20 protein-coding genes are annotated in these 21,452 nt (G+C 65.5%); 10 read left to right on the top strand and 10 right to left on the bottom strand.

What is annotated here, in order from left to right:
* Window positions 1-31 precede the first annotated feature (31 nt).
* From ACZZZM_RS02075 to ACZZZM_RS02065, 3 genes are read left to right on the top strand one after another with little or no spacing between them, the layout of a single operon-like run.
* Window positions 32-1,537 carry a tryptophan halogenase family protein gene (locus tag ACZZZM_RS02075; RefSeq protein WP_463593453.1) on the top strand — a complete coding sequence of 502 codons (1,506 nt, stop codon included), beginning with the start codon at window positions 32-34 and terminating at the stop codon, window positions 1,535-1,537.
* Window positions 1,534-2,991, top strand: coding sequence for a tryptophan 7-halogenase (locus ACZZZM_RS02070; protein WP_463593452.1), 1,458 nt, complete (start codon window positions 1,534-1,536; stop codon window positions 2,989-2,991). The genes ACZZZM_RS02075 and ACZZZM_RS02070 overlap by 4 nt, the downstream gene beginning before the upstream one ends.
* Complete coding sequence (locus ACZZZM_RS02065) at window positions 2,988-4,463, top strand: tryptophan halogenase family protein (RefSeq protein ID WP_463593451.1); 1,476 nt, start codon at window positions 2,988-2,990, stop codon at window positions 4,461-4,463. Before ACZZZM_RS02070 ends, ACZZZM_RS02065 begins: the two co-directional genes overlap by 4 nt.
* On the opposite strand, the gene ACZZZM_RS02060 is transcribed toward ACZZZM_RS02065, so the two are convergent.
* Together ACZZZM_RS02060 and ACZZZM_RS02055 are read right to left on the bottom strand one after the other, a co-directional pair.
* The gene (locus ACZZZM_RS02060) at window positions 4,460-5,200 is read right to left on the bottom strand and encodes a GntR family transcriptional regulator (protein ID WP_463593450.1); all 741 of its coding nucleotides are present in this window, start codon (window positions 5,198-5,200) and stop codon (window positions 4,460-4,462) included. The genes ACZZZM_RS02065 and ACZZZM_RS02060 overlap by 4 nt on opposite strands.
* 48 nt (window positions 5,201-5,248) lie before the next feature.
* Window positions 5,249-6,286, bottom strand: coding sequence for a glycosyl hydrolase family 18 protein (locus tag ACZZZM_RS02055; protein ID WP_463593448.1), 1,038 nt, complete (start codon window positions 6,284-6,286; stop codon window positions 5,249-5,251).
* Window positions 6,287-6,403: 117 nt separating this feature from the next.
* On the opposite strand from ACZZZM_RS02055, the gene ACZZZM_RS02050 reads away from it, so the two are divergent.
* Together ACZZZM_RS02050 and ACZZZM_RS02045 are read left to right on the top strand one after the other, a co-directional pair.
* A complete protein-coding gene (locus ACZZZM_RS02050; protein ID WP_463593447.1) occupies window positions 6,404-8,974 on the top strand; it encodes a family 20 glycosylhydrolase in 2,571 nt (856 codons plus the stop codon).
* The gene (locus tag ACZZZM_RS02045; protein ID WP_463593446.1) at window positions 8,974-9,762 is read left to right on the top strand and encodes a glycoside hydrolase family 16 protein; all 789 of its coding nucleotides are present in this window, start codon (window positions 8,974-8,976) and stop codon (window positions 9,760-9,762) included. The genes ACZZZM_RS02050 and ACZZZM_RS02045 overlap by 1 nt, the downstream gene beginning before the upstream one ends.
* 27 nt (window positions 9,763-9,789) lie before the next feature.
* On the opposite strand, the gene ACZZZM_RS02040 is transcribed toward ACZZZM_RS02045, so the two are convergent.
* Window positions 9,790-10,053, bottom strand: a complete 264-nt coding sequence (locus ACZZZM_RS02040; RefSeq protein ID WP_463593445.1) for a TraR/DksA family transcriptional regulator — start codon at window positions 10,051-10,053, stop codon at window positions 9,790-9,792.
* A 99-nt stretch (window positions 10,054-10,152) separates the two neighbouring features.
* Here ACZZZM_RS02040 and ACZZZM_RS02035 point away from each other — a divergent pair, with 99 nt between their 5' ends.
* The 3 genes from ACZZZM_RS02035 (at window position 10,153) to pdeM (ending at window position 12,730) form a co-directional block, all read left to right on the top strand.
* Window positions 10,153-11,544 carry a M20/M25/M40 family metallo-hydrolase gene (locus ACZZZM_RS02035; protein WP_463593444.1) on the top strand — a complete coding sequence of 464 codons (1,392 nt, stop codon included), beginning with the start codon at window positions 10,153-10,155 and terminating at the stop codon, window positions 11,542-11,544.
* A gap of 114 nt (window positions 11,545-11,658) precedes the next feature.
* Window positions 11,659-12,036: a hypothetical protein gene (locus ACZZZM_RS02030; protein WP_463593443.1), complete on the top strand. Its 378-nt coding sequence runs from the start codon at window positions 11,659-11,661 to the stop codon at window positions 12,034-12,036.
* Window positions 12,037-12,067: 31 nt separating this feature from the next.
* Window positions 12,068-12,730, top strand: coding sequence for a ligase-associated DNA damage response endonuclease PdeM (pdeM, locus tag ACZZZM_RS02025; protein WP_463593442.1), 663 nt, complete (start codon window positions 12,068-12,070; stop codon window positions 12,728-12,730).
* Here the strand turns inward: pdeM and ACZZZM_RS02020 are convergent.
* From ACZZZM_RS02020 to ACZZZM_RS02005, 4 genes are all read right to left on the bottom strand, one after another.
* On the bottom strand, window positions 12,727-13,425 hold the full coding sequence (locus tag ACZZZM_RS02020) for a GIN domain-containing protein (protein WP_463593441.1): 699 nt from the start codon (window positions 13,423-13,425) through the stop codon (window positions 12,727-12,729). The two genes, pdeM and ACZZZM_RS02020, sit on opposite strands and share 4 nt — an antisense overlap.
* A gap of 20 nt (window positions 13,426-13,445) precedes the next feature.
* Window positions 13,446-14,183: a GIN domain-containing protein gene (locus ACZZZM_RS02015; protein WP_463593440.1), complete on the bottom strand. Its 738-nt coding sequence runs from the start codon at window positions 14,181-14,183 to the stop codon at window positions 13,446-13,448.
* 64 nt (window positions 14,184-14,247) lie between these two features.
* Window positions 14,248-14,550 (bottom strand): hypothetical protein, encoded by a 303-nt coding sequence (locus ACZZZM_RS02010; RefSeq protein ID WP_463593439.1) that lies wholly within the window; start codon window positions 14,548-14,550, stop codon window positions 14,248-14,250.
* Between the two features lie 131 nt (window positions 14,551-14,681).
* Window positions 14,682-15,215, bottom strand: coding sequence for a CarD family transcriptional regulator (locus ACZZZM_RS02005; RefSeq protein ID WP_294091557.1), 534 nt, complete (start codon window positions 15,213-15,215; stop codon window positions 14,682-14,684).
* A 345-nt stretch (window positions 15,216-15,560) separates the two neighbouring features.
* On the opposite strand from ACZZZM_RS02005, the gene ACZZZM_RS02000 reads away from it, so the two are divergent.
* Window positions 15,561-16,442 carry a tetratricopeptide repeat protein gene (locus ACZZZM_RS02000; protein WP_463593438.1) on the top strand — a complete coding sequence of 294 codons (882 nt, stop codon included), beginning with the start codon at window positions 15,561-15,563 and terminating at the stop codon, window positions 16,440-16,442.
* Between the two features lie 3 nt (window positions 16,443-16,445).
* Here ACZZZM_RS02000 and fdxA read toward each other — a convergent pair whose 3' ends face one another.
* From fdxA to ACZZZM_RS01985, 3 genes are read right to left on the bottom strand one after another with little or no spacing between them, the layout of a single operon-like run.
* Window positions 16,446-16,784: a ferredoxin FdxA gene (gene fdxA, locus ACZZZM_RS01995; RefSeq protein WP_463593437.1), complete on the bottom strand. Its 339-nt coding sequence runs from the start codon at window positions 16,782-16,784 to the stop codon at window positions 16,446-16,448.
* Between the two features lie 60 nt (window positions 16,785-16,844).
* Complete coding sequence (locus ACZZZM_RS01990) at window positions 16,845-17,144, bottom strand: RNA-binding S4 domain-containing protein (RefSeq protein WP_463593436.1); 300 nt, start codon at window positions 17,142-17,144, stop codon at window positions 16,845-16,847.
* On the bottom strand, window positions 17,137-19,674 hold the full coding sequence (locus ACZZZM_RS01985) for a helicase-related protein (protein ID WP_463593435.1): 2,538 nt from the start codon (window positions 19,672-19,674) through the stop codon (window positions 17,137-17,139). The genes ACZZZM_RS01990 and ACZZZM_RS01985 overlap by 8 nt, the downstream gene beginning before the upstream one ends.
* Before the next feature lie 259 nt (window positions 19,675-19,933).
* Between ACZZZM_RS01985 and ACZZZM_RS01980 the strand changes: the two genes are divergently transcribed.
* Window positions 19,934-21,406, top strand: coding sequence for a peptidoglycan DD-metalloendopeptidase family protein (locus ACZZZM_RS01980; RefSeq protein ID WP_463593434.1), 1,473 nt, complete (start codon window positions 19,934-19,936; stop codon window positions 21,404-21,406).
* Window positions 21,407-21,452: the final 46 nt, after the last annotated feature.

Below are 21,452 nucleotides of genomic sequence, written 5' to 3'. Positions count from 1 at the left end.
CTTCCGGCGACGTTTTTGTTAGGGAAGTGAAATGGGCGCGCGTTTCCGGATCGTGATCGTCGGCGGCGGCACCGCGGGGTGGATGTGCGCCGCGGCATGCGCCGCCAGGCTCGATCTCCAGCGCTATCAGGTCCGCCTGATCGAATCCGACGAGATCGGCACGGTCGGCGTCGGCGAAGCCACGCTGCCGCAGATGAAGGACTTCAACGACCTTCTCGGCGTGGACGAAGCCGAGTTCATGACTGCCACCCAGGCGACCTTCAAGCTGGGAATCGAGTTCGTCGATTGGGGACATATCGGCGCGCGCTATGTGCACCCCTTCGGCCAGTTCGGCCGGCCGATCGGCGAAGCGGATTTCTTCCACTACTGGCTGCGCGCGCGCGAAACCGCCGGATCGCTATCGGACTATTGCATGGCGATCGCCGCGGGCAACGCCCAGCGCTTCGATTTCCCCGCCGGGGACCCCGAGGACGTCAAGGCGTCCTTCTCTTACGCCTATCATCTCGATGCCTCGCTTTACGCTCGCTATCTGCGCGACTGGGCTGAAGCGCGCGGGCTGGAGCGCATCGAGGGCCGCATCGAAACGGTCGTCCGGCATCCCGAAAGCGGCGACATCTCCGGTGTCACATTGGCATCAGGGGAACTGATCGAGGGTGACCTGTTCATCGATTGCTCGGGCTTTCGCGGGCTGCTGATCGAGCAGACGCTGGAGACCGGGATCGAGGACTGGTCGCATTGGCTGCCCTGCGATCGCGCGATGGCAGTGCCTTGCGACCGGTCCGCCGACTTCGTGCCCTATACCCGCTCCACTGCGCGCGAGGCGGGCTGGCAATGGCGCATTCCACTCCAGCATCGCACCGGCAACGGCTATGTCTATGCCAGCCACTTCCTGTCCGACGACGAGGCCGCCTCGCTGCTGCTGTCGCGGCTGGACGGCTCGCCGCGCGCCGACCCGCGCGGCCTGCGCTTCAAGGCGTGCAAGCGCCGCAAGGCCTGGAACCGCAACGTCATTGCGATGGGGCTGGCGAGCGGCTTTCTCGAGCCGCTCGAATCGACGAGCATCTATCTGGTTCAGATGTCGATTGCCTTCCTGCTCACGCTGATGCCCGAGCGGGCCAAGATAGATCCGGCGCTGGAGCGCGAATATAATCGCGTGATGGATGTGGAATATGATCGCATCCGCGACTTCCTGATCCTCCACTACCGCGCCACCACCCGCGACGATGCAGAGATCTGGCGCTATTGCCGCGCGATGGCGATCCCGGACAGCCTGTCCGACAAGATCGAGCGCTTCCGTCACCGCGGCCATATTCGCGAATATCGCGACGGCCTGTTCGGGCCGCCGAGCTGGCAATCGGTGTTCATCGGCCAGGGCGTGGAACCCGTCGGGCATGACGCGATGGCGGACCTGATGCCCGAGGCCGCGCTGACCGAGCGGCTGGCCAAGCTTCGCGCGCTGATCCGAGAGGCGGCGGGCACCATGCCCTCCCATTCCGATGCGGTGCTGCGCTATTGCGACGCCGGAGCCCTGGCATGAAGCCGCGCCGTGTGACGGTCGTAGGGCATGGCAACGCACCGGCAATGGCGGCGATCGCCTTGCGGCGCGCGTTCGGCCGCGCCGATCTTCAAATCGACTGGATCGAAACCCCGGGCGAGGTTTCCCCGTATCGCGTGCTAGCGGGTCTGCCCAATCTCCAGGCGTTCCACCGGCTGCTCGGTCTCGACACCGCTGCGCTGCTGCGCGCTACCCACGGCAGCTATGCGCTGGGCCGGCAATATGTCGGCTTCTCCGGTGGAGAGCACGAATATCTCCATAGTTACGGCCCGATCGGCAAGCCGATCGCAGGCCTGCCTTTCATGCAATTCTGGCTCAAGGCGCGCGCCGCGGGTCTGCCTGCAGGCCTTACCGATTTCGCCCGCGAGGCGGTGGCGGCGCGCAATGGCCGGATCCGTGTTGCAGACGCGGCGGGCGGAGCGGCGGCGACCCACGGCTATCATTTCGACGCACGCCGTCATGCCGCGGCGTTGCGCAGCCATGCGCTGGGGCAGGGGATCACGATCACGCCAGATGCGGCGCCAACTGCGCTTGCCGGCGACGGCGCGGTGGGCGGACTGCGGCTCTCCGACGGCCGCGAAATCGAGGCGGACCTGTTCATCGATGCGACCGCCGGCGCCACGATCCTCTCCGCCCTGGGCGGCGACGAACCCGCCGACAGCGCGGTGTCGAGCTGCAACCGCATCCTGCTTGGATCGAGCGCGCCGCTCGGCCCCCTCCCGCTCTACAGCCGCGTCTCCGCGCATCGGGCAGGATGGACCATGCTCTATCCGCTGCAGGGTCGCACCGGCGTCGCCATCGCCTATGATTCGGCGCTGATGACTGATGCGCAAGCTGCAGCACTGGCGCCCATGCCATTTGCTGGCACGCCCGAAATCCTTCCGCTCGCGCCGTTCCGCCGGAAGCCCTGGATCGGCAATGTCGTGGCGATCGGTGAAGCGGCAGGCGCGAGCGAGCCGATCTCGGGAACCGAATTGCACCGGCTGCAGATTGAGATCACCCACATCGTCTCGCTGTTTCCGATCCGCGCCGATACGATGCCCGAGGCCGGTATCTACAATGAGGAACTCGCGGCCTGGCAGGATCGGCTGCGCGATTTCGACGCCGCGCCTTATGCGCTCAACGGCCGCCGGGGAGAGCCTTTCTGGGACGCGGCGCGCGAGCGGCCGGTCTCCCCCGCGCTCGATGCGCGGATCGGTCTGTTCGGCGCGCGCGGCATGATCGCGCAATATAATCAGGACAGCTTTGTCGAGGACGAATGGCAGGCCTGCTTCCTCGGCCTCGGCCTATCGCCGCGCGCCTGGGATCCGCAAGTCGATCGCGTCGACGAGCAGCAAGTCATGACCGATTTCCGCGGCCAGCTGGCCGCGATCCGCGCCGACGTTACAGCGATGGAAACGCATGAAACAGCCCTTGCCAAGGTGATGACGAAATGAGCATCCGCCACACTGTCATCGTCGGCGGCGGCACGGCCGGCTGGATGTGCGCGGCCGCGCTCAGCAAGACATTCGGCGCCAGTCACCGCATCACGCTGATCGAATCCGACGCGATCGGCATCGTTGGCGTCGGTGAAGCGACGGTCCCGTCGATCCGCGAGTTCAACAAGCTTCTCCAGATCGACGAGGACGCCTTTCTCCGCGCCACTCGGGCTACGATCAAGCTTGGCATCGAATTCGTCGACTGGTCGGGCGCCGGGCGAAGCTATCTCCACCCGTTCGGCTATTTCGGCGTCGACATGAGCGGAGTCGGTTTCCACCATCACTGGCTGCGCCATGTGGCGGAAGGCGGCGATGCCGATCCCTGGCAGTATAATCTCGAAGCACAGGCGGCGCGGGCCGGCCGTTTCGCACGCGGGATGCGGCACGGGCCGGTCAACCATGCCTTTCATTTCGACGCCGGGCTCTATGCCGGTTTCCTTCGCGCCGAATCCGAGAAGCGCGGCGTCGTGCGGGTCGAGGGCCAGATCGTCGACGTCGCCCTGGATGGCGAGACCGGCCATGTCTCCAGCCTGCAGCTAGTTTCGGGCGAGCACATCCATGGCGATTTCTTCATCGACTGTTCGGGCTTTCGCGGGCTGCTGATCGAAGGAGCACTCAAGACCGGCTATGTCGACTGGTCGCATTGGCTGCCCTGCGACCGCGCCGTCGCCATGCCCTGCGCGCGCCTCGACGGCCCGGTCACTCCCGTCACGCGCTCGACCGCGCGCGAGGCCGGCTGGCAGTGGCGCATCCCGCTCCAGCACCGCACCGGCAACGGCTATGTCTATTCCAGCCGCCATCTCGATGACGATCGCGCACTGGAACTGCTGGCTTCGCGGCTCGACGGCGAGCCGCTCGGCGAGCCCAACCAGCTGCGCTTCACGACCGGTCGCCGCCGCAAATGCTGGAACGGCAATGTCGTTGCACTGGGGCTGGCGAGTGGGTTTCTCGAGCCGCTGGAATCGACTTCGATCCACATGATTCAGACTGGCATCATCCGCCTGCTCGGCCTGTATCCCCGGAACCGCATCGATCCTGCGGTGGTCGACAAGTACAACGCCGACAGCGCGCACGAATATGAATTGCTGCGCGATTTCGTGCTCGCGCATTATGCGACGTCCTCGGGCATCGACACGCCCTTCTGGCGCGATGTGCGCGCGACGCAATTGCCCGACAGCCTGATGGCGCGCCTCGACGCATTCCGGACCAGCGGCAATATCCTCCACGAGCCGACCGAATTTTTCGGCCCCACCAATTGGTTCGCGATCCTGTGGGGGCAGGGGCTACGGCCGGGCGACTATCACCCGCTGACCGATACCTTGCCGACCGACGAACTGGCACGCCGCCTTGCCGTGCTGCGCCAGCGCGTTGCTGAAGGATTGGCCGATCTGCCGCCGCACGAAGCCTTTCTCGCACACCACGCAGTCTAGCGGCTGTTGAGCTCCGCCACGAGATCGTAGGTGTCGCCGCGATAATAGCTCTGGGTGAATTCGGCGGTGCGCCCGTCGACCAGGAAGCCGCGCCGTTCGATGAACAGCCCTGCATCGCCGACCGCCACTCCCAGCGGCTCCGCCTGCTCGGCAGTGAAGTTGACTGCGCGCAAGCGCTGCAATGCGCGCACCGGCAGATGCCCGGAATGATCGAGCGCCTCGTATAGCGACGCGCCCACTGCCTCGACCGAGGCGAGGCAATATCCCGGGACCGTCGAGAATTCGAGCGCCATCGGCAGATCGTCGGCGAAGCGGATGCGGTGGAAGCGGTACACCGAAGTGCCCGGCGACACGCCCAGCGACATCGCTTCCTCGGGCGTGACGGCGCCTTCGCTCTTGCTCACCCAGGCGCTGTGCGGCCGCCGCCCGCGCGAGACCATGTCTTCCGAAAAGGACGTCAGGCGCGAGAAGTTCTTTTCGATCCGCGGCGCCACGACGAACGTGCCTGCGCCCCGGCGGCGCGACAACAGGCCATCGCTCACCAGCCCATCGACTGCCTTGCGCACCGTGATCCGCGAAATGTCGAACTCTTCCGCCAGCTCGCGCTCGGTCGGGATCGCGGCGTCCGCCTGCACCACGAGATTCTCGATCGCGTTGCGCAGGCCGCGCTGGAGCTGGAGATAAAGGGGCGTGGGGTCGTCTTTCTGCAGACGCCCAACGCTCTCGATCAGTGACACGTCGATATTTCCCCTTCTGCCCAATCGTGTGCCACCTGCGCGCGCTAGTCAATTCGGCGTTGCCGACAATGCCTCCGCGATCGTCCGCGCGAGCAGCTGGTCGTCGGTATCCTGGCTGATCTCCCAGACCATTATTCCGCCGGCCTGTGCCTTGGCCATCGCGGCCTTGCGGCGCAGCGTGCGTGGCGAATTGAAGGTGATGTAATCGCAGCCGGCGCAGGCCTTGCCGATCAGGTCGCTCTCCAGCACGCTCTTGCCATGCGCCGCGAGTAGCGAGCGGAAATCGCTGCCCGGCGCGTACTTGCCGAAGCCATAGCCGTAATAAGGGAGCCCCAAAGCGAGCCGCTCGGGGCGGACGCCCCGGGCCAGCCACAATACGATGTCGCGCTGGGCCTGCTCCTCGGTCGAATGCTCGCTGCCAGCCTGGCCCCAGCTCGGGCCGATCGCGTCGTAGGACATCGGCATGATCAGGTCGAAATAGCGGATCGACGATATGGGGATCATCCCGCCTTCGTAGGATGCGGTAGCGACGGTCAGCAGCTTGCCCTTGGCCTTCAGCCCTGCGGACAATTCCGCGATGAACGGCGTGTAATTGTCTGCGCGGTCGATCGCCGTCAGCAACGCGCCCTCGATATCGATGTCGATGCCATCGAGCCCGGCGGCATCGACGATCGAGAGAAGCTCGCGCTTCAGCGCCTCGCGCTTGTCCGACGCCAGCAGCTCGGCCCAATCGCCCGAGCATTTCGGGATCACGCCGCCCGCAGTCGAAAGCAGCACCTTAGCACCCTGCGCGCGCAGCCGCGTCGCCGCTTCACGCAATTCGGTCAGGGTAACGTTGCCGCTCGCGCCGCCGGACATGCAGGTCATTACCCCATCCCGGACCAGCGCGCCGTCGGCATCCGGATTGGCGAAGGCGATGTTGATATGCGTATAATGCGCGATCGGCGTCGTCGCGACCCGGCTCAGCCCCTTGAAGGCGGGGAAATACCCGACCATCACCGGGAGGTCGGCCGCACGGGCCGGAAGGGCGGCCCATAGCGATAATACCACCAGAATACCAATCTCGCGCAAAATCCGGTGCAGCATTTGATATTTCTCCTGTGTGTCCCCGGCTTCAGGGCGAGCGGCGTTGCTTGACCCGCTGTATTTGTCATGACAACAATGTATCAACTAAAGGCCAAATCACACAAGGGAGACGTGCAAATGCCGCTTACAGGAAGCAGGTGCATCGCGCTTCTCGTCGCTGCGGCGGTGATTCCTGCGGCGCTAACGGCAGCGGCTCCCGCACCCCGCACACAGGTTTCGGCCCAAGCCGATTATGACGCGCTCGCCCGGCAGATGGGGGTGCGCTTTCAAGTCGTCGACAATCATCCTGCCACATGCCCTGCGGGCGCCGACGGCTGCTTCTTCAGTACGCTCACCTTCACCATGCCCGCGCGATTGCCGGCCGGGATCGGCGCTGCGGACTTTGCGATCTACTTCAGCTTCGTGAACCGTCTGCCGGTGGTGGAAAGCGATGTCTTCCGCCACGAATTGGTCAACGGCGATCTCCAGCGGCTGACTCTCAAGCCCGGCACGACGCTCCAGCCCGGCAAGAGCTACGAGGTCAAGCTATACGGCGTCGGTGCGCAGCATTCGGTCGCCTATGCCTTTCCCAATATCTATCTGACCGCCAAGGGCGTCACGGCCCGCGTGATCGAGGCGACACGTCCGCTAATCGATCGCGAGACCGGACTTGAAACCCTCCCGTTCGTCGCGCCGATGACCGACGAAGCCAAGCTCGCTTCGCGCGGCGGCGAGGACAAGACTGTCTGGCAGACGCCCGAGCGCGCGTTCGACGCATTTGCGGAACGCGGCGCTGCAACAACTCCCGACATCGCAATCCTGCCGACGCCGCTCGATGCCCGCATATTAGCCGGCCAGCCGCTCGATTTGCGCCGCGGCGTGGCGCTCATGCTCGAAGGGATCACGCGCGAGCAGCTTGCCCCGGCCATCGCGGCGCTGGGCCTGCCGCTCGGCGGCAAGGTACCGCTCGACATCCGTGTCGATGCGAACGCCGGGCTGGCCGCAGAGGGCTATACGCTGAACAGCGGCACGGGCGGCGTAGTGATCGTCGCCGCCGACGCCGCCGGCGCGAGCAATGCACTGCGCTCGCTCGCGCAGCAGGTGGCGTTCGACAAGGGGTTGCTCCGGCCGCTCGCGATCAAGGACGCGCCGCGCTACGGTTTTCGCGGTCTCCACATCGACCTCGCACGCAACTTCCACAGCAAGGCGGAGCTGCTCAAGCTGATCGAGGCGATGGCGGCATACAAGTTCAACAAGCTGCACCTCCATTTGGCCGAGGATGAAGGCTGGCGCCTCGAGATCAAGGCGCTTCCCGAGCTGACCGAAGTCGGCTCGAAGCGCTGCCACGATCCGGAGGAGAAAACCTGCCTCCAGCCCCAGCTTGGCGCCGGTCCCGAAGGCATTGGCCCGGTCAACGGCTATCTCAGCCAGACCGATTATGTCGAACTCGTCCGCGCCGCCATGGCGCGGCAGATCGAAGTGATCCCCTCGCTCGACATGCCCGGCCATTCGCGCGCTGCGATCCGATCGATGGAAGTGCGCTATCACCGGCTGTCCGCAGCGGGGAAGCAGGCCGAGGCGGAGGCCTATCGCCTCGTCGAGCCGGGCGACACAACGCAGTATCGCAGCATCCAGAACTACAACGACAACACGCTCAACGTCTGCATCGACCAGACCTATCGCTTCCTCGACACCGCGGTCGGCGAGATCGCTGCGATGCACGCTTTGGCCGGCGCACCGCTCAAGACCTTCCATATCGGCGCCGACGAGACTGCCGGCGCGTGGTCGCAATCGCCGGCATGCAAGCCGCTAATGGCCTCCACCGGGCGCGACGCGAAGCACCTTTCGGCTTATTTCATCGAGCGCGTGTCGAGCGATCTCGCCAAAAAGGGTCTCAAGGTCGGCGGCTGGAGCGACGGAATGGGGCACACCAATCCGGTGAACATGCCCAAGGCCGTGCAGACCAACATCTGGGGCACTTTGTTCACCGGCGGCGTCACCGAAGCGCATGTCCAGGCCAATCATGGCTGGGACGTCGTGCTGTCGATCCCCGATATTGGCTATCTCGACATGCCCTATGTCTCGCATCCGCTGGAGGGCGGCTATGACTGGGCTTCGCGCAGCGTCGATACGCTCCAGATATTCGGCTTCATGACCGACAATCTCGCCGCCAACGCCGTGATGATCCGAGACACCTACGCAAGGCCGCGGACGATCGAGGACAAGACCCCGCGGGACGCCGGACGCGGCATTGCCGGGCTGCAGGCGCAATTGTGGAGCGAGACGACGCGCACCGATGCGGGCGTCGATTACCAGCTCTTCCCGCGCCTGATCGCCTTTGCCGAGCGGGCCTGGCATCGCCCCGCCTGGGAGCCGGCCTATGTCGCCGGATCGAGCTATGCGCCCGCCGATCCGCGCGTCGATCGCGCCGCGATCCTCGCCGATTGGCGCCGGTTCACCGGGCGCATGCCGGTGCAACTGGCGCTGCTCGATCGGCTCAAAATCGCCTATCGCGTTACGGCACCCGGCGCCCGCATCATCGGCGGCAAGCTCGAAGCCAATGCCGAATATCCCGGCACGCGCATAGAATATCGCACCAGCGGCGCATGGAAGGCCTATGCCGGGCCGGTGGCGGTGAAGGGTCCGGTCCATGTCCGGACGCGCTCGGCCGATGGCAAGCGCGCGAGCCGCACCGTCACGGTCCGCTGATGCGCTGGATAGCGGCGGCGGCGCTCGCTGTGGCGGTCCCGGCCGCCGCCCAGCCCCAAGGCTATGCGCTCGTCTGGGCCGACGAGTTTGAAAGCGACGGCCTGCCCGACGCCGCCAAATGGAGCCACGATACACACGCCAACAAGATCGGCTGGTACAATAAGGAACTCCAATATTATTCGGCGCCCCGGCCGGAGAATGCTCGCATCGAAGGCGGGCGGCTAATCATCGAGGCGCGCAGGGAGACGCTGTCCGATCGCCCCGATCATGGCGGCCAGCGTTACAGCTCGGCGCGGCTGATCACCAAAAGCAAGGCCGAATGGGCCTATGGCTTTTTCGAAGTCCGCGCGAAGCTGCCTTGCGGCCAGGGATCATGGCCCGCCATCTGGATGCTCGGCGCCACCACCAAATGGCCCGATGGCGGCGAGATCGACATCATGGAGCATGTCGGCAAGACCCCGGGCGATGTGTTCGGTACGATCCACACCCGCTCGACCGCGGGGACCTATGGCAAAGGCAGCCAGACCCGCGTGGCCGATGCCTGCGGTGCCTTCCACGACTACCAACTGCATTGGACGCCCGAGGCGCTCAGCCTCGCCGTGGACGGCAAGCCCTATCACCGATACGCCAATGAAGGCTCCGGCAGCGCCCAATGGCCGTTCGACAAGCCGCAATATCTGCTGCTCAATCTGGCGATCGGCGGGGCGATGGGCGGGGAAGTCGACGACGCGATTTTCCCGATACGCTTCGAGATCGAGCATGTCCGGGTCTACCAGCGCAAACCCTGAATCGCCGGCAGGTCCGAACCCGGCCGCTCAGCGCAGCTGACTGTCCTTACTCCCGCGCCGGTTGATGCCGGCCTGGCGCTGATTGGCGTCACGCGCCGATTGGCAGGCGATGCAGGTACGCACGCCAGGAAGCGCCTTGCGCCGCGGCTCCGGAATATCCTCGCCGCACTCGGCGCAGTGCAGCGCAGCCTCGCCGGATGGCATCCGGGCGCGCGCCGCCATTACGGCATCGGCCACCGTGTCGTCGATCTGATCCTGCACTGCGCCGTCCTGCGCCCAGCCGTTCGCCATCATGCTATCCCGTTCACTTCGCAGTAGAAATGGGCGAAGGCGACCCGGGGTTCCACCCCGCACCTTGCTCCGCAGGGCAGCGAGGCCTAGCTCCGCCCAATGACCGACTCCGCGACTGCGCTGGATTATGCCGAGCGCCATATCGATCAGAGCCTCGACCGGCTGTTTGCGCTGATGCGCGTGCCTTCGATCTCGACCGACCCGGCCTATGCCGAAGAGTGCCAGCGCGCCGCCAAGGTGCTGGCAGATGAGCTGACCGAACTCGGCTTCGAGGCGCGAGTCGCGCAGACGCCGGGCCATCCGATGGTCGTCGCGCATCATGATGGTGAGGGACCGCATGTGCTGTTTTACGGCCATTACGACGTTCAGCCCGTCGATCCGCTCGAGCTGTGGACGCGTGATCCGTTCGATCCGGTGATCGAGACGCGGGCCGACGGCGCCCGCCAGATTGTCGGACGCGGAGCCTCGGACGACAAGGGGCAGTTGCGCACCTTCGTCGAGGCATGCCGAGCGTGGAAAGAGACCGCCGGGCGACTACCGTGCAAGGTGACGATCCTGTTCGAAGGCGAAGAGGAATCCGGCTCGACCAGCCTCGAGCCCTTCCTCCATGAAAATGCCGAGGAGCTGAAGGCCGATTTCGCTTTGATCTGCGACACGCTGATGTGGGACACCGAGACTCCGGGGCTCACTATTGGCCTGCGTGGCATGGCCGGCGGGCAGGTCACCGTACGTGGCCCAAGTCGGGATCTGCATTCGGGGCTTTATGGTGGTCCGGCGCGCAATCCGATCCAGTTGCTCAGCAAGATCCTCGCCGATCTCAAGGACGCGGATGGGCGTGTGACGCTTGCCGGTTTCTATGACGGCGTTCCGGAGGTCAGCGCGGATGTGCGCAAGAGTTGGGATGCGCTAGGCTTTAGCGACGCTGAATTTCTCGGCGAAGTCGGGCTCAGCGTGCCCGCGGGCGAGGCGGGCTATGACGTACTCGAACAGGCCTGGGCGCGACCGACCGCCGAGATCAACGGCATCTGGGGCGGCTATACCGGTGAGGGTTTCAAGACCGTGATCCCCGCTGAGGCGCACGCCAAGATCAGCTTCCGACTGGTCGGCACCCAGGATCCGGAAAGGATCTGGGCGGCATTCGAAGAGCATGTCCGCGCGCGCCTGCCCGCGGATTGCGCGGCGGAGTTCGTCGGCCGCGGCCCCGGCAGCCCTGCAGTAAGCGTGGCCAGTGACAGTGCGCCGCTATCGGCAACGCGCATTGCCCTGGACGCCGAATGGGGCAAGTCGGCGCTGATCGGCTGCGGCGGGGGCATCCCGGTGGTGACCTCGATCTCCAAGATCCTGGGGATGGACACGGTGATGGTCGGCTTCGCGCTGACCGACGACAATATCCATTCGCCTAACGAGAAATACGACCTCAAGAGCTTCCACAAGGGTATCCGCTCCTGGGTGCGCATTCTGGCCGAGATTGGGGCAATGGCGAAAGCCTGAGCGCTGGAGCAGGGCCGTGAAATCGGTTAGGGTTCGCTGATGAAGCGGGGGCTTTCCATTTTTGTGATCGGCGCAGCTTTGCTCACGGCGGCTTGCAAACCTGCGCCCGCGCCAGTGGTAAATCAGATCGAAAATGTTGCCACGAACTTAGCGGAGCCATCCCCGTCGCCCGTCGCGACATCGGCGGCAATTGCCGCCTCGCCACTGGCGACCTGGCTGGTCGGGAGCTGGTCGGCAGAGGCCAGTTGCTCGAGCGACTTCATCGCGCATTACGGCGCCGATGGCAGGCTGCAATATGGCGAGGATTCGGGGACCTGGACGGTGTCCGGCGATTCGGTGCGCGAGGCAATCACTGAGCGCTTCACGATGGAAAGCGATGCGCCGCAAAAGCTCGTAAAGCCCGAAACGCGCACCTACGCCGTTGCCAGGATCGATCAGGACCATGGCATAATCAATTTCAACGGACGCAAAGTTCCGATCCAGCGCTGTTGACGTGAGCCGACATGCAAACGATAGCGGCCTTATGGTTCCCCTTTCGTTCGCAGGCCATGAATTCAAGGCTTTAGCCGAGGGCGCGCTGTACTGGCCTGCGCGCCGGGCATTGTTGGTGGCGGACTTGCACTTCGAGAAAGCAAGCTGGTTCGCCGTGCGCGGCCAGATGCTGCCGCCCTATGATTCGATCGCGACGCTGAGCGACGTGACCGCGCTGGTGGACCGCACCGAGGCCCGCGAGCTCTGGTGCCTGGGCGACAGCTTCCACGATTCCGCCGGGTGCGAGCGGCTCCCCGAACAGGCACGCGCGATGCTCACGGCGCTGACGGCCCAGCTAGATTGGCGCTGGATCACCGGCAATCACGACAGCCTGCTCGTCGATCATTGCGGCGGCACGATCGAGGAAGAGGCGCTGGTCGATGGGCTGGTGCTGCGCCACGAAGCCGAGCCGGCCGAGACGCGGCCCGAGCTTTCGGGGCATTTCCATCCCAAATTGCGGCTGCGGCTGCGCGGGCGGCAGGTCGCGCGGCGCTGCTTCGTCGCGACCGAGACCAAGCTGATCCTCCCCGCCTTCGGCTCGCTCACCGGCGGGCTCGACGCGCACCATCCCGAGATCATCCGCGCCGTCGGCGCAGGCGCGCAGGCGCTGGTCGCGCTCGAGACCAAGCTGCTGCGCTTCCCGATCGCCGCCTAACGCCGCTGGACGGTTCCCTCGCAAGTCACCGCCGCCGTCCCGCGGATCGTGCAGAATGGCTTGCCGAGGATGATCACCGGACCCGTCCCATTTCCAGTTACCTGCGCCGTATAGCGCACGCCGATCGTCAGCAGCGCGCTGCTTTCCCAAAGCAAGGTCGCGTCATTGGCAGTGAAGGCCGAGGCGTCGATCGTGCCCGAAACGCCGCCGCGAACCCGCGTCGTCACTGCGTTTCCCGCAAGCTTGAGCACGCCCATGCCGTTATGCACCGCGAATACCTCGTCCGCACGTATGCCCGCCGCATCGATCGATCCAGTTCCCTCGAGCCCCAGATCCACCCGCGCCGCGCGCATCTCGGCCACGCGCACCTGCGCGCCCCCATTGGCGGAAAGCCCGCGGAGCGAAGGCGCGGTCACGCGTATCCGCGTCGCCTCGGGCGCGTCGCGGGTGCGGCGCTCCCACCCGACCGCGCCCGAACTGATGACGAGCGTGTTGCCGGTGACGCGGACTGACAACCGATCGAGCGCATCGGGTGCGCCCTTGGCGGAGGCGCCATTGGTGCCCGTCACGATCTCGACCTGAAACGGCCCGTTAACGCGAACCCGATCGAAGCCGGTGACCATATAGCGCCGCTCGACATCGGGCGCGGCCGCGCTGGTCAGCAGAAAAAGCAAAGCGAGGGCGAGCATGCGCATGGCCGACCCTCGCATTGCAATCAGCCTGGGATCAAGAGCAGCGAGCTTCGCCCGAGCCGACGGTGTTGATTGCGCATTTGGCGCCGCCGGTCAGCTCGACATCGCCCGAGCCGACGATCGACACCGCCGCACCGCCCTTGACCACGCCCTTCATGTCCCCCGATCCGGCGATCGAGACTTCGGCGCTGTTGGCGGTCAGGCGCGTCGAATTCGATGTCGCCCGATCCGGCGATCGATGCGGCCAGCTTCTCGGTTGCGCCCGAAACTTCGATATCACCGGATCCCGCGACGGAGAGCGACGAAGTGCCACCGCGCAGATCGGCGATCGTGAGATTGCCCGAACCCGATACTGCCGCCGAAACGTTGCCCTCGGCACGCTCGACGGAGAGGTTGCCCGAGCCGCCGACGCTGGCCGAAGCGAGCTTGGGCATCACGACATGGATGCGCGCGCCGCGATCTTCATGGCCGAACCACCCATCCTTGCGATCCTTGCGCCCGACGCGCAGCACGCCGTTGACCACTTGGATGTCGAGCTGGTCGAGCACCTTGGGATCGCCCTCGGCAGTCACCGTAAAGGCATTGCCCATCTTGACGTCGACATCGTCCGAGCCGCGCAGATCGACTCCAGTGAAGCCGCTCGCGGCATAGGTCCGCGTCGCGCCCGGACCGCTGGCGGGAACGCTCGCGCCTTCCTTCTCCCATTTGGATTGGCAGGCGCCTGCGGCCAGCGGCAGTAGAGCGATCATGAGGTAGCGCATTCCGTCCTCCCTTATGTGTGTTGCATGCACAATACACCGCTTTGATGCGGAGGGAAAGACCGGACTATCGAGTCCGGCCGATCCACATGATTTCGACGAAAGCCAATGTTGCAAAGGCCAGCACAGCTCCAAGCCCCGGACGCCGCAATCCGACCAGGACGAAGCTGGCAAACACGCAGGCTATCGCAAACGCGAATTCCCATGTCGCATAAGGGAAGAAGGGCATGGACGCTTTCTGAAGCGCGTCATTAGAATCGTGCCATCCCTGGATGTGCTTGGTATCCAGCATGGTCCAAAATACCCAAATGGCGGCGAGCGCGGGAATCGCATAAGCGGCCGCGCGCCTGAATAGGGCTTTTGCATTCACATCGGAAAGCTACGGCAACCCGTCTCCGCTTTCCACCGAAACAACCGGCCGATCCCGCCAGGCATACCGCAAAGAAAAGGGGCGGCGAGTTGCCCCCGCCGCCCCTTTCTCTGGGTCGAACTCCACGCCGATCAGGCGGGAACCTTGTCCTTGTTCCAGACCGCGGCTGCGACCTTGAGGATCTCGACGATCTTCACCAAAGCGGCGGGCTCGTCGATCTGCTCCATCGCGGCGAGTTCGCGTGCCAGGCGCGATGCCGCGGCTTCGAAGATCTGGCGCTCGGAATAGCTCTGTTCGGGCTGGTCCTCGGCGCGGAACAGGTCGCGGACCACTTCGGCGATCGACACGAGGTCGCCCGAATTGATCTTGGCCTCATATTCCTGCGCACGGCGCGACCACATGGTGCGCTTGACGCGCGGCTTGCCCTTGAGCGTCTCGAGCGCTTCGCGAAGCGTCTTGTCGCTGGAGAGTTTGCGCATGCCGACGCTTTCCGCCTTGTTGGTCGGAACGCGCAGGGTCATTTTCTCTTTTTCGAAGCGGAGGACGTACAGCTCGAGCTGCATCCCCGCGATTTCCTGTTTCTGAAGCTCGATTACACGGCCAACGCCGTGCTTGGGGTAAACGACATAATCGCCGACATCGAAGGACAGCGCCTTGGCAGCCATGTGCGTGCAACCTTTCCGTAAATAAACTGCCCCGGCGATTGCGGCGTCAGCCCGAGCGCGATAACGGCTGGGCTGGCGATCGGGGCAAACTGAATATGCTTCTCCGGGCAAAGGCGGTTTTTCGCCTTCGTCATTGCCTGTGTAGCACGCCCGCAATAAAATTACCACACCCGCGTCACTGTGCAGGTGCGGAAAATTACGGTTTTCCGCAGCTTTTTTGCAATTTGCAGCAATGGGCGCGCGGGATTTTCGAATTTCGGGTCTGGCAGGCGACTCGACGACGAGCGCCTGTTGCATAGGGGCACCGCGTTTGCAGCCGACATGCCGGCGCGGCATAGTCTGGCAATGCTGCTGAGTCTTCTGCTCCTCCTGATGCAAACCGCTCCTGCTGAGGATCCGGGATTGTCACAGGAATTGCGGGCATTGGTCGCTACCCAGGAATCCCTGCCGCCGGGCGATTTCGCCCGCCGCGTGAGTGCGCTGGCCGAGGGCGGCGACATGAGTGCGGCCGAGCTTGCCGGCGAGGCTCATATCCGTGGAGGGCTTGGTTTCACGCTCGATCCGGCCAAGGGCTGCGATTGGCACGAGCGGGCGGCGGCGGTGCGCGGGGATGCTGCCCACAATATCGCCCTGTGCTTCGAGAAGGGCAGCGGTCGCCCCGAAGACAAAGCACGCGCGCGAGCGCTTTACGTGCGCGGTGCGGCGCTGGGATGGACGCAGTCCAAATGCGCTTTGGGCACGATGCTGATTAGCGGAAGCGGCGGCCCGATGGACGTCGCGCGGGGCCTGTCGCTGTGCCGCGAAGCATCCGAGGCGGGCAACGCCAATGCCCAGACCGATTATGGCAGCTATCTGCTGATGGGCGAGGTCGTTCCGCGCGATACGGCTGCGGCGTTCCGCTGGCTCAGCGCCGCTGCGCAGCAGGACCAGGCCAACGCCGCCTTCCTGGTCGGCCAGATGCATTGGAACGGCGACGGCACTGCTAGGAATCACGTCGAGGCGGCGCGATGGTGGCGAGTGGCATATGCCAAGGGCCGCGCCGATGCCGCCGGCCTGATCGTGCGCGAAGTGTTCGAGCGGCTGATCACGGTTCGCGATGGCGCGAAGCACATCGATCGCAGTGTGCTGCCCGAGGCAATCGAATGGCTGAAGATCGCTTCGGAACGCGATCCCGATCCGGGGCGCCGCGCAGAGTTCGCCGAAACGATCAAATCGCTCGCGGAATAGTGCCTAGCTGCCGGTGCCGGGCTCGGCCGAGAAGTATTTCTCGAACTTGCCCTCTTCGCCCTTATGCTCCTCGGCATCGGCCGGCGCATCGCCCTTCTGGGTGATGTTGGGCCACTCCTCGGAATAGGTCTTGTTGAGCTCGAGCCACTTTTCCAGGCCGTTCTCGGTATCTGGCAGGATCGCCTCGGCCGGGCATTCGGGCTCGCAGACGCCGCAATCGATGCATTCGCTCGGATTGATGACGAGCATGTTCTCGCCCTCGTAGAAGCAATCCACCGGGCAGACCTCGACGCAATCCATATACTTGCACTTGATGCAGGCGTCGGTGACGACATAGGTCATGGCAAGCGGGCCCCTTGGAACGAACGAACGGCCCCCTGCTATGCCCGGGGATTCGCTGCGTCAATCAATCGGCGCTTCCTGCGAGACGTTCTCAGTTCTGAGGTCCTGATAACAGGTGAGCGCCTCGGCTGGCGGACCGCGGCGCGAGGGGAGCAGCTCGACGCGAAGTACCCGCACCTTGCCGAACAAGGGAAAGGCAAGCACCGAGCCGATGCGCACCGGCGCGGCGGAGCGCTCGATGCGGCGACCGTCGATCCGCAGCGTGCCCTTCTCGGCGATGGCCTGCGCCGCCGAGCGCGTCTTGGCGAGGCGCGCGAACCACAGGAAGCGGTCGAGCCGCATGGTCTCGCCCTCAGCCATGGCGAAGCGCTGCAAGCGCCGCAAAGGCATTGTCGGCGGGCGGCGGCTTGACCTCGGCCACCGGCGTCAGGCCCTGCCAGATCCAGCGCTGCGGCTCGCCCTCGCGGCCCTTGGCCGTGCGGAAGCCGAGCTGGGCCATCAGCCGCGCCAGCGTCTCGGGCTTCACCCCCATGGAGGTGGCGAGTGCAGGATCGGGGGCAAAAGGCTTGCGTCCCTTTCGGCTGTCATGCGCGGCGCGGGCGATGCGCTCGACCAGATCGACGCGCACTGCCTGGCTGCCAAGCGGGCGAAAGCCATGCGGCAAGTCGGCGCCCGGCGCATTGCGCGGGAGCACCGTGGCGCCGTCGCGCGGCGCATCGCCGAGCCCCATCAATTCGCGCCGCCACCGCCCGGGGGCGGGCTTGAGCAAGGCGGGAGCGAACAAATCGAGCGTCCCGATCGTCACGCCCAGCTTGCGCAGGGCCTTGCGCGCATCGGGCTCAAGCGAGTCGATCAGCCGCGCGGCGGCGCGGCGCGGGAGCAGCCCGCCCGCTTCTAGCAGCACCCCCGCCAGCGCCCGCAGCGGCGCGCCGGCACCGGGATCGCGCGTGACGGCGTCGAGCTGCGCAAAGACGGGAAGGTGCCTGACGATCTGGCTGGCGAACCAAGTGTGGATGCGGGCCTTCACTGCGATGCGCGCGGGGGGATCGAGCACGTCCAGCGCGCGATCGAGAACGATCTTCGGGCGGGCAAGGCTCGCGCCGGGTTGGAGGGACGCAACCTCGATGCCACGCCATTCTATTTTCCCCGGCGAAGGCCGGGGCCCAGCCTCAGCGCTGCTGGTTTCAGCGCTCGGCCCCGGCCTCTGCCGGGGTGAAAAGGAAAGCTCGTCATCAAGGGCGCCGGCCAGCGCCTCCCCCCGCGTCCGCAACTCCCCCGCCAGCCTCTTCTCCGCCGCCGCCAGCAGCATCCGCTTGTCGGCCGCGCGAGCATCCGGATCGACCTGGAAGCGGAACCCCTCCAGCCGCCCCAGCACATGCTCTTCGACGCTAACTTCGCCCTCGGCGCCGATCGTCACCGGCAGGTTGGAGGCGTCTGCGCCGATCTGGCGGAGCAGCACCGTCGTCCGCTTGTCGACAAAGCGCTGCGTCAGGCTGGCGTGGAGCGCGTCGGATAGCTTCTCCTCGATCGCGCGAGTGCGCTCGGCCCAGTGGAACGGGTCCTCCAGCCAGTCCGGGCGGTGCGCGATATAGGCCCAGCTGCGCGCGGCAGCGATGCGCCCGGCGAGCGTCTCGACATCGCCGCCCATATTGTCGAGCCTCTGGATTTCGTCGGCAAACCATTGGTGCGGCACATGCCCGCGCCCCTCGCTCAAATGCCCGAACAGCCGCCCGACGAAGCGCGCATGCGGATCGACGCCGAGTTTGCGGAAATCGGGCAAGCCACATGCGGCCCATAGCCGCGCAACCATGAAGGGCGAACGCACCCGGTCGCGCACCCATTGCTCGTCGGCCAGCCGCTTGAGCACTGCGAGATCGACTGCCTGCGGCGCGGCGCGAAGAACCTCATGCGCAGGCTTGGTTTCCAGGCTGGCGATCAGATCGTCCACACTGGCAAAATCAGGCTCGCCCTCGCGCCAGAACAGCCGCTCCAGCGGCTTGACCCGATGCGCTTCGATATTGAGCACTTCTTCGGGGGCGAAGGCGTTGGGCCCTTCTTCGTGGAGCGCGCCAAAGGTCCCGTCGCGCTGATGCCGCCCCGCGCGTCCCGCGATCTGAGCCATCTCGGCGACCGTCAGCCGGCGCTGGCGGCGCCCGTCGAACTTGCTCAGGCTGGCAAAGGCGACATGCGCCACATCCATGTTGAGCCCCATGCCGATCGCGTCGGTGGCGACGAGATAATCGACTTCGCCGGCCTGGAACATCTCGACCTGGGCGTTGCGCGTGCGCGGGCTGAGCGCCCCCATCACCACTGCAGTGCCCCCCCGCAGCCGCCGCAGTGCTTCGGCCACGGCATAGACTTCCTCGACGCTGAACGCGACGATCGCGCTGCGCCGCGGCAGCCGCGAAAGCTTCTTGGCGCCGGCATAGCTCAGTGTCGAAAAGCGCGGGCGCCCGATAATCTCGGCATCCGGAACCAATGCCTTGAGCATCGGCTTGAGCGAGTCCGATCCCAGGATCATCGTCTCGGCAAAGCCGCGCGCGCGCAGCAGCCGATCGGTGAAGACATGCCCGCGCTCGGGATCGGCGCCCAGCTGGGCTTCATCCAAGCCAACGAACGCGAACTCCCGGTCGAGCGGCATGCTCTCGGTGGTGCACAGGAACCACTTTGCGTTGGGCGGCAGGATTTTCTCCTCGCCGGTCACCAAAGCGACCTGCGCCTCGCCCTTCATCCGCACGACCCGGTCATAGACTTCGCGCGCCAGCAGCCGCAGCGGAAAGCCCATCATGCCGCTGGCGTGCCCGCACATCCGCTCGACGGCGAGATGCGTCTTGCCGGTATTGGTGGGTCCAAGCACTGCCGTGATCGGGGAACGCGCGAACTGACTCATCGTATCTGCAAGATCGTCGCGACTCGCATGAATCGCAACCACCCCGGTGCGACCTACGTAAGTTAACCACATTGGTTTCGTTGGCGAAGTTGGTAAAGCCCTCCCTTCATCTTCACTAGCGCACAACTCATCGCAGGTGGGACACCCAGAGGCGCTGCTTAATTTGACTTTAAGGCCTCGCCTCCACAGTGATTGTACCCAGAGCCGGGGGATGCGGCCTATTTTGCGAACCGTATTTGGGGGGCGTTCAGCCTTGTTCGTGCGTAGCGACGACAGCAATGGAACGATGGGCGGCGCCGGCGGGCGTGCGCTGATCGCCGCGCCCGACGTTTTCACTGCCAAATTCCGCCGCCGCTTTTCCGATTTTGACGTCATGCCCGATCTCGGTTCGCGGATCGGCACGCTCACCTGGTATCGCGGCGCCGCCACCTGCATCGGGCTTTGCGCGCTGACCTTGCTGCTCGCGCCAGGTTTCGAAAATCCGATCTACGGCACCGTCCCGCCCAAGATGACCGGCGCCGAGTTCGACGCCACGCGGGCGCAGTCTATCCGTCCGCTCGGCATGGGCGCGACCACGGGGTATCGCGTCGCTGCCTCCAAGCTGGTTTCGCCGCTCACCGACACGCCCGAACGGCCGATGATCAATCTCGACGTCAAGCTCGCCTCGGGCGATGCCCTGCTCGGCGCGCTGCAGCGCTCGGGCGTCGGCAAAGGCGATGCCAGTGCCATCGGCAATCTGATCACCAAGGCTGTGGCGCTCGGCGAAATCCAGCCCGGCACGATGCTCGATCTGACGCTCGGCCGCCGCGTCGACAAGTCGCAGCCGCGCCCGCTCGAGAAGCTGGCGCTGCGTGCGCGTTTCGATCTCAAGATCGAAGTGTCGCGCGCCGGTGGCGGGCTCAGCCTCAAGGAAATCCCGATCGCGATCGATCGCACGCCGCTGCGCATCCAGGGCACGATCGGCGGCAGCCTCTATCGCTCGGCGCGTGCCGCGGGTGCGCCGGCCAAGGCAGTCGAGGCCTATATCAAGACGCTCGCCAGCCGCGTGCCCGTGTCGCGGCTCGGCTCGGGCTGCAAGTTCGACATCATCCTGGGCCAGGCGCGCGCGGAAACCGGCGAAGTCCAGCTCGGCAACCTCATGTATGCCGGGGTCAGCGGCTGCGCGAACAACGTTCAGATGCTGCCCTGGGAAACCAGCGGCAAGACCGAATGGTTCGATGGCGCGGGCAAGGGCAACACCACCGGCATGATGGGCATGCCCGCCAATGGCCGCTTCTCCTCGGGCTTCGGCGTGCGCCGCCATCCGATCCTCGGCTATCGCCGCATGCACAAGGGCGTCGACATCGCCGCCGCCTGGGGCTCGCCGGTCTTCGCCGCAGCCGATGGCGTGGTGCAGGTCGCCGGCCGCAGCTCGGGCTATGGCAATCTCATCCGCATCACGCACGGCGCCGGCAATGGCAGCGGCTATGGCCATCTCAGCCGCATCTATGTCCGCCCCGGCCAGGCCGTCCGCAAGGGCCAGCAGATCGGCGCCGTCGGCAATACCGGCATGTCGACCGGCCCGCATTTGCATTACGAATGGTACAAGAACGGCGTGGCAGTGAACCCGCGCTCGATCTCGTTCAGTTCGACCAAGCAACTGAGCGGCGGCGATCTCGGCCTGTTCCGCGCCAGGCTCGGCGCGATGATGGCGGTGCCCGTCGGCCATGGGCTGGAGCGGGACGAGGACTAGCGCTTGGGCGATAGCTGGATACGCAGCATTTCAGCGTCAGTGACGA

Source organism: Sphingomonas sp. AC522 (assembly GCF_979258125.1).
The sequence above is the reverse complement of the archived record's forward strand: the minus strand, read 5'-3'. Positions and strand labels throughout refer to the sequence as shown.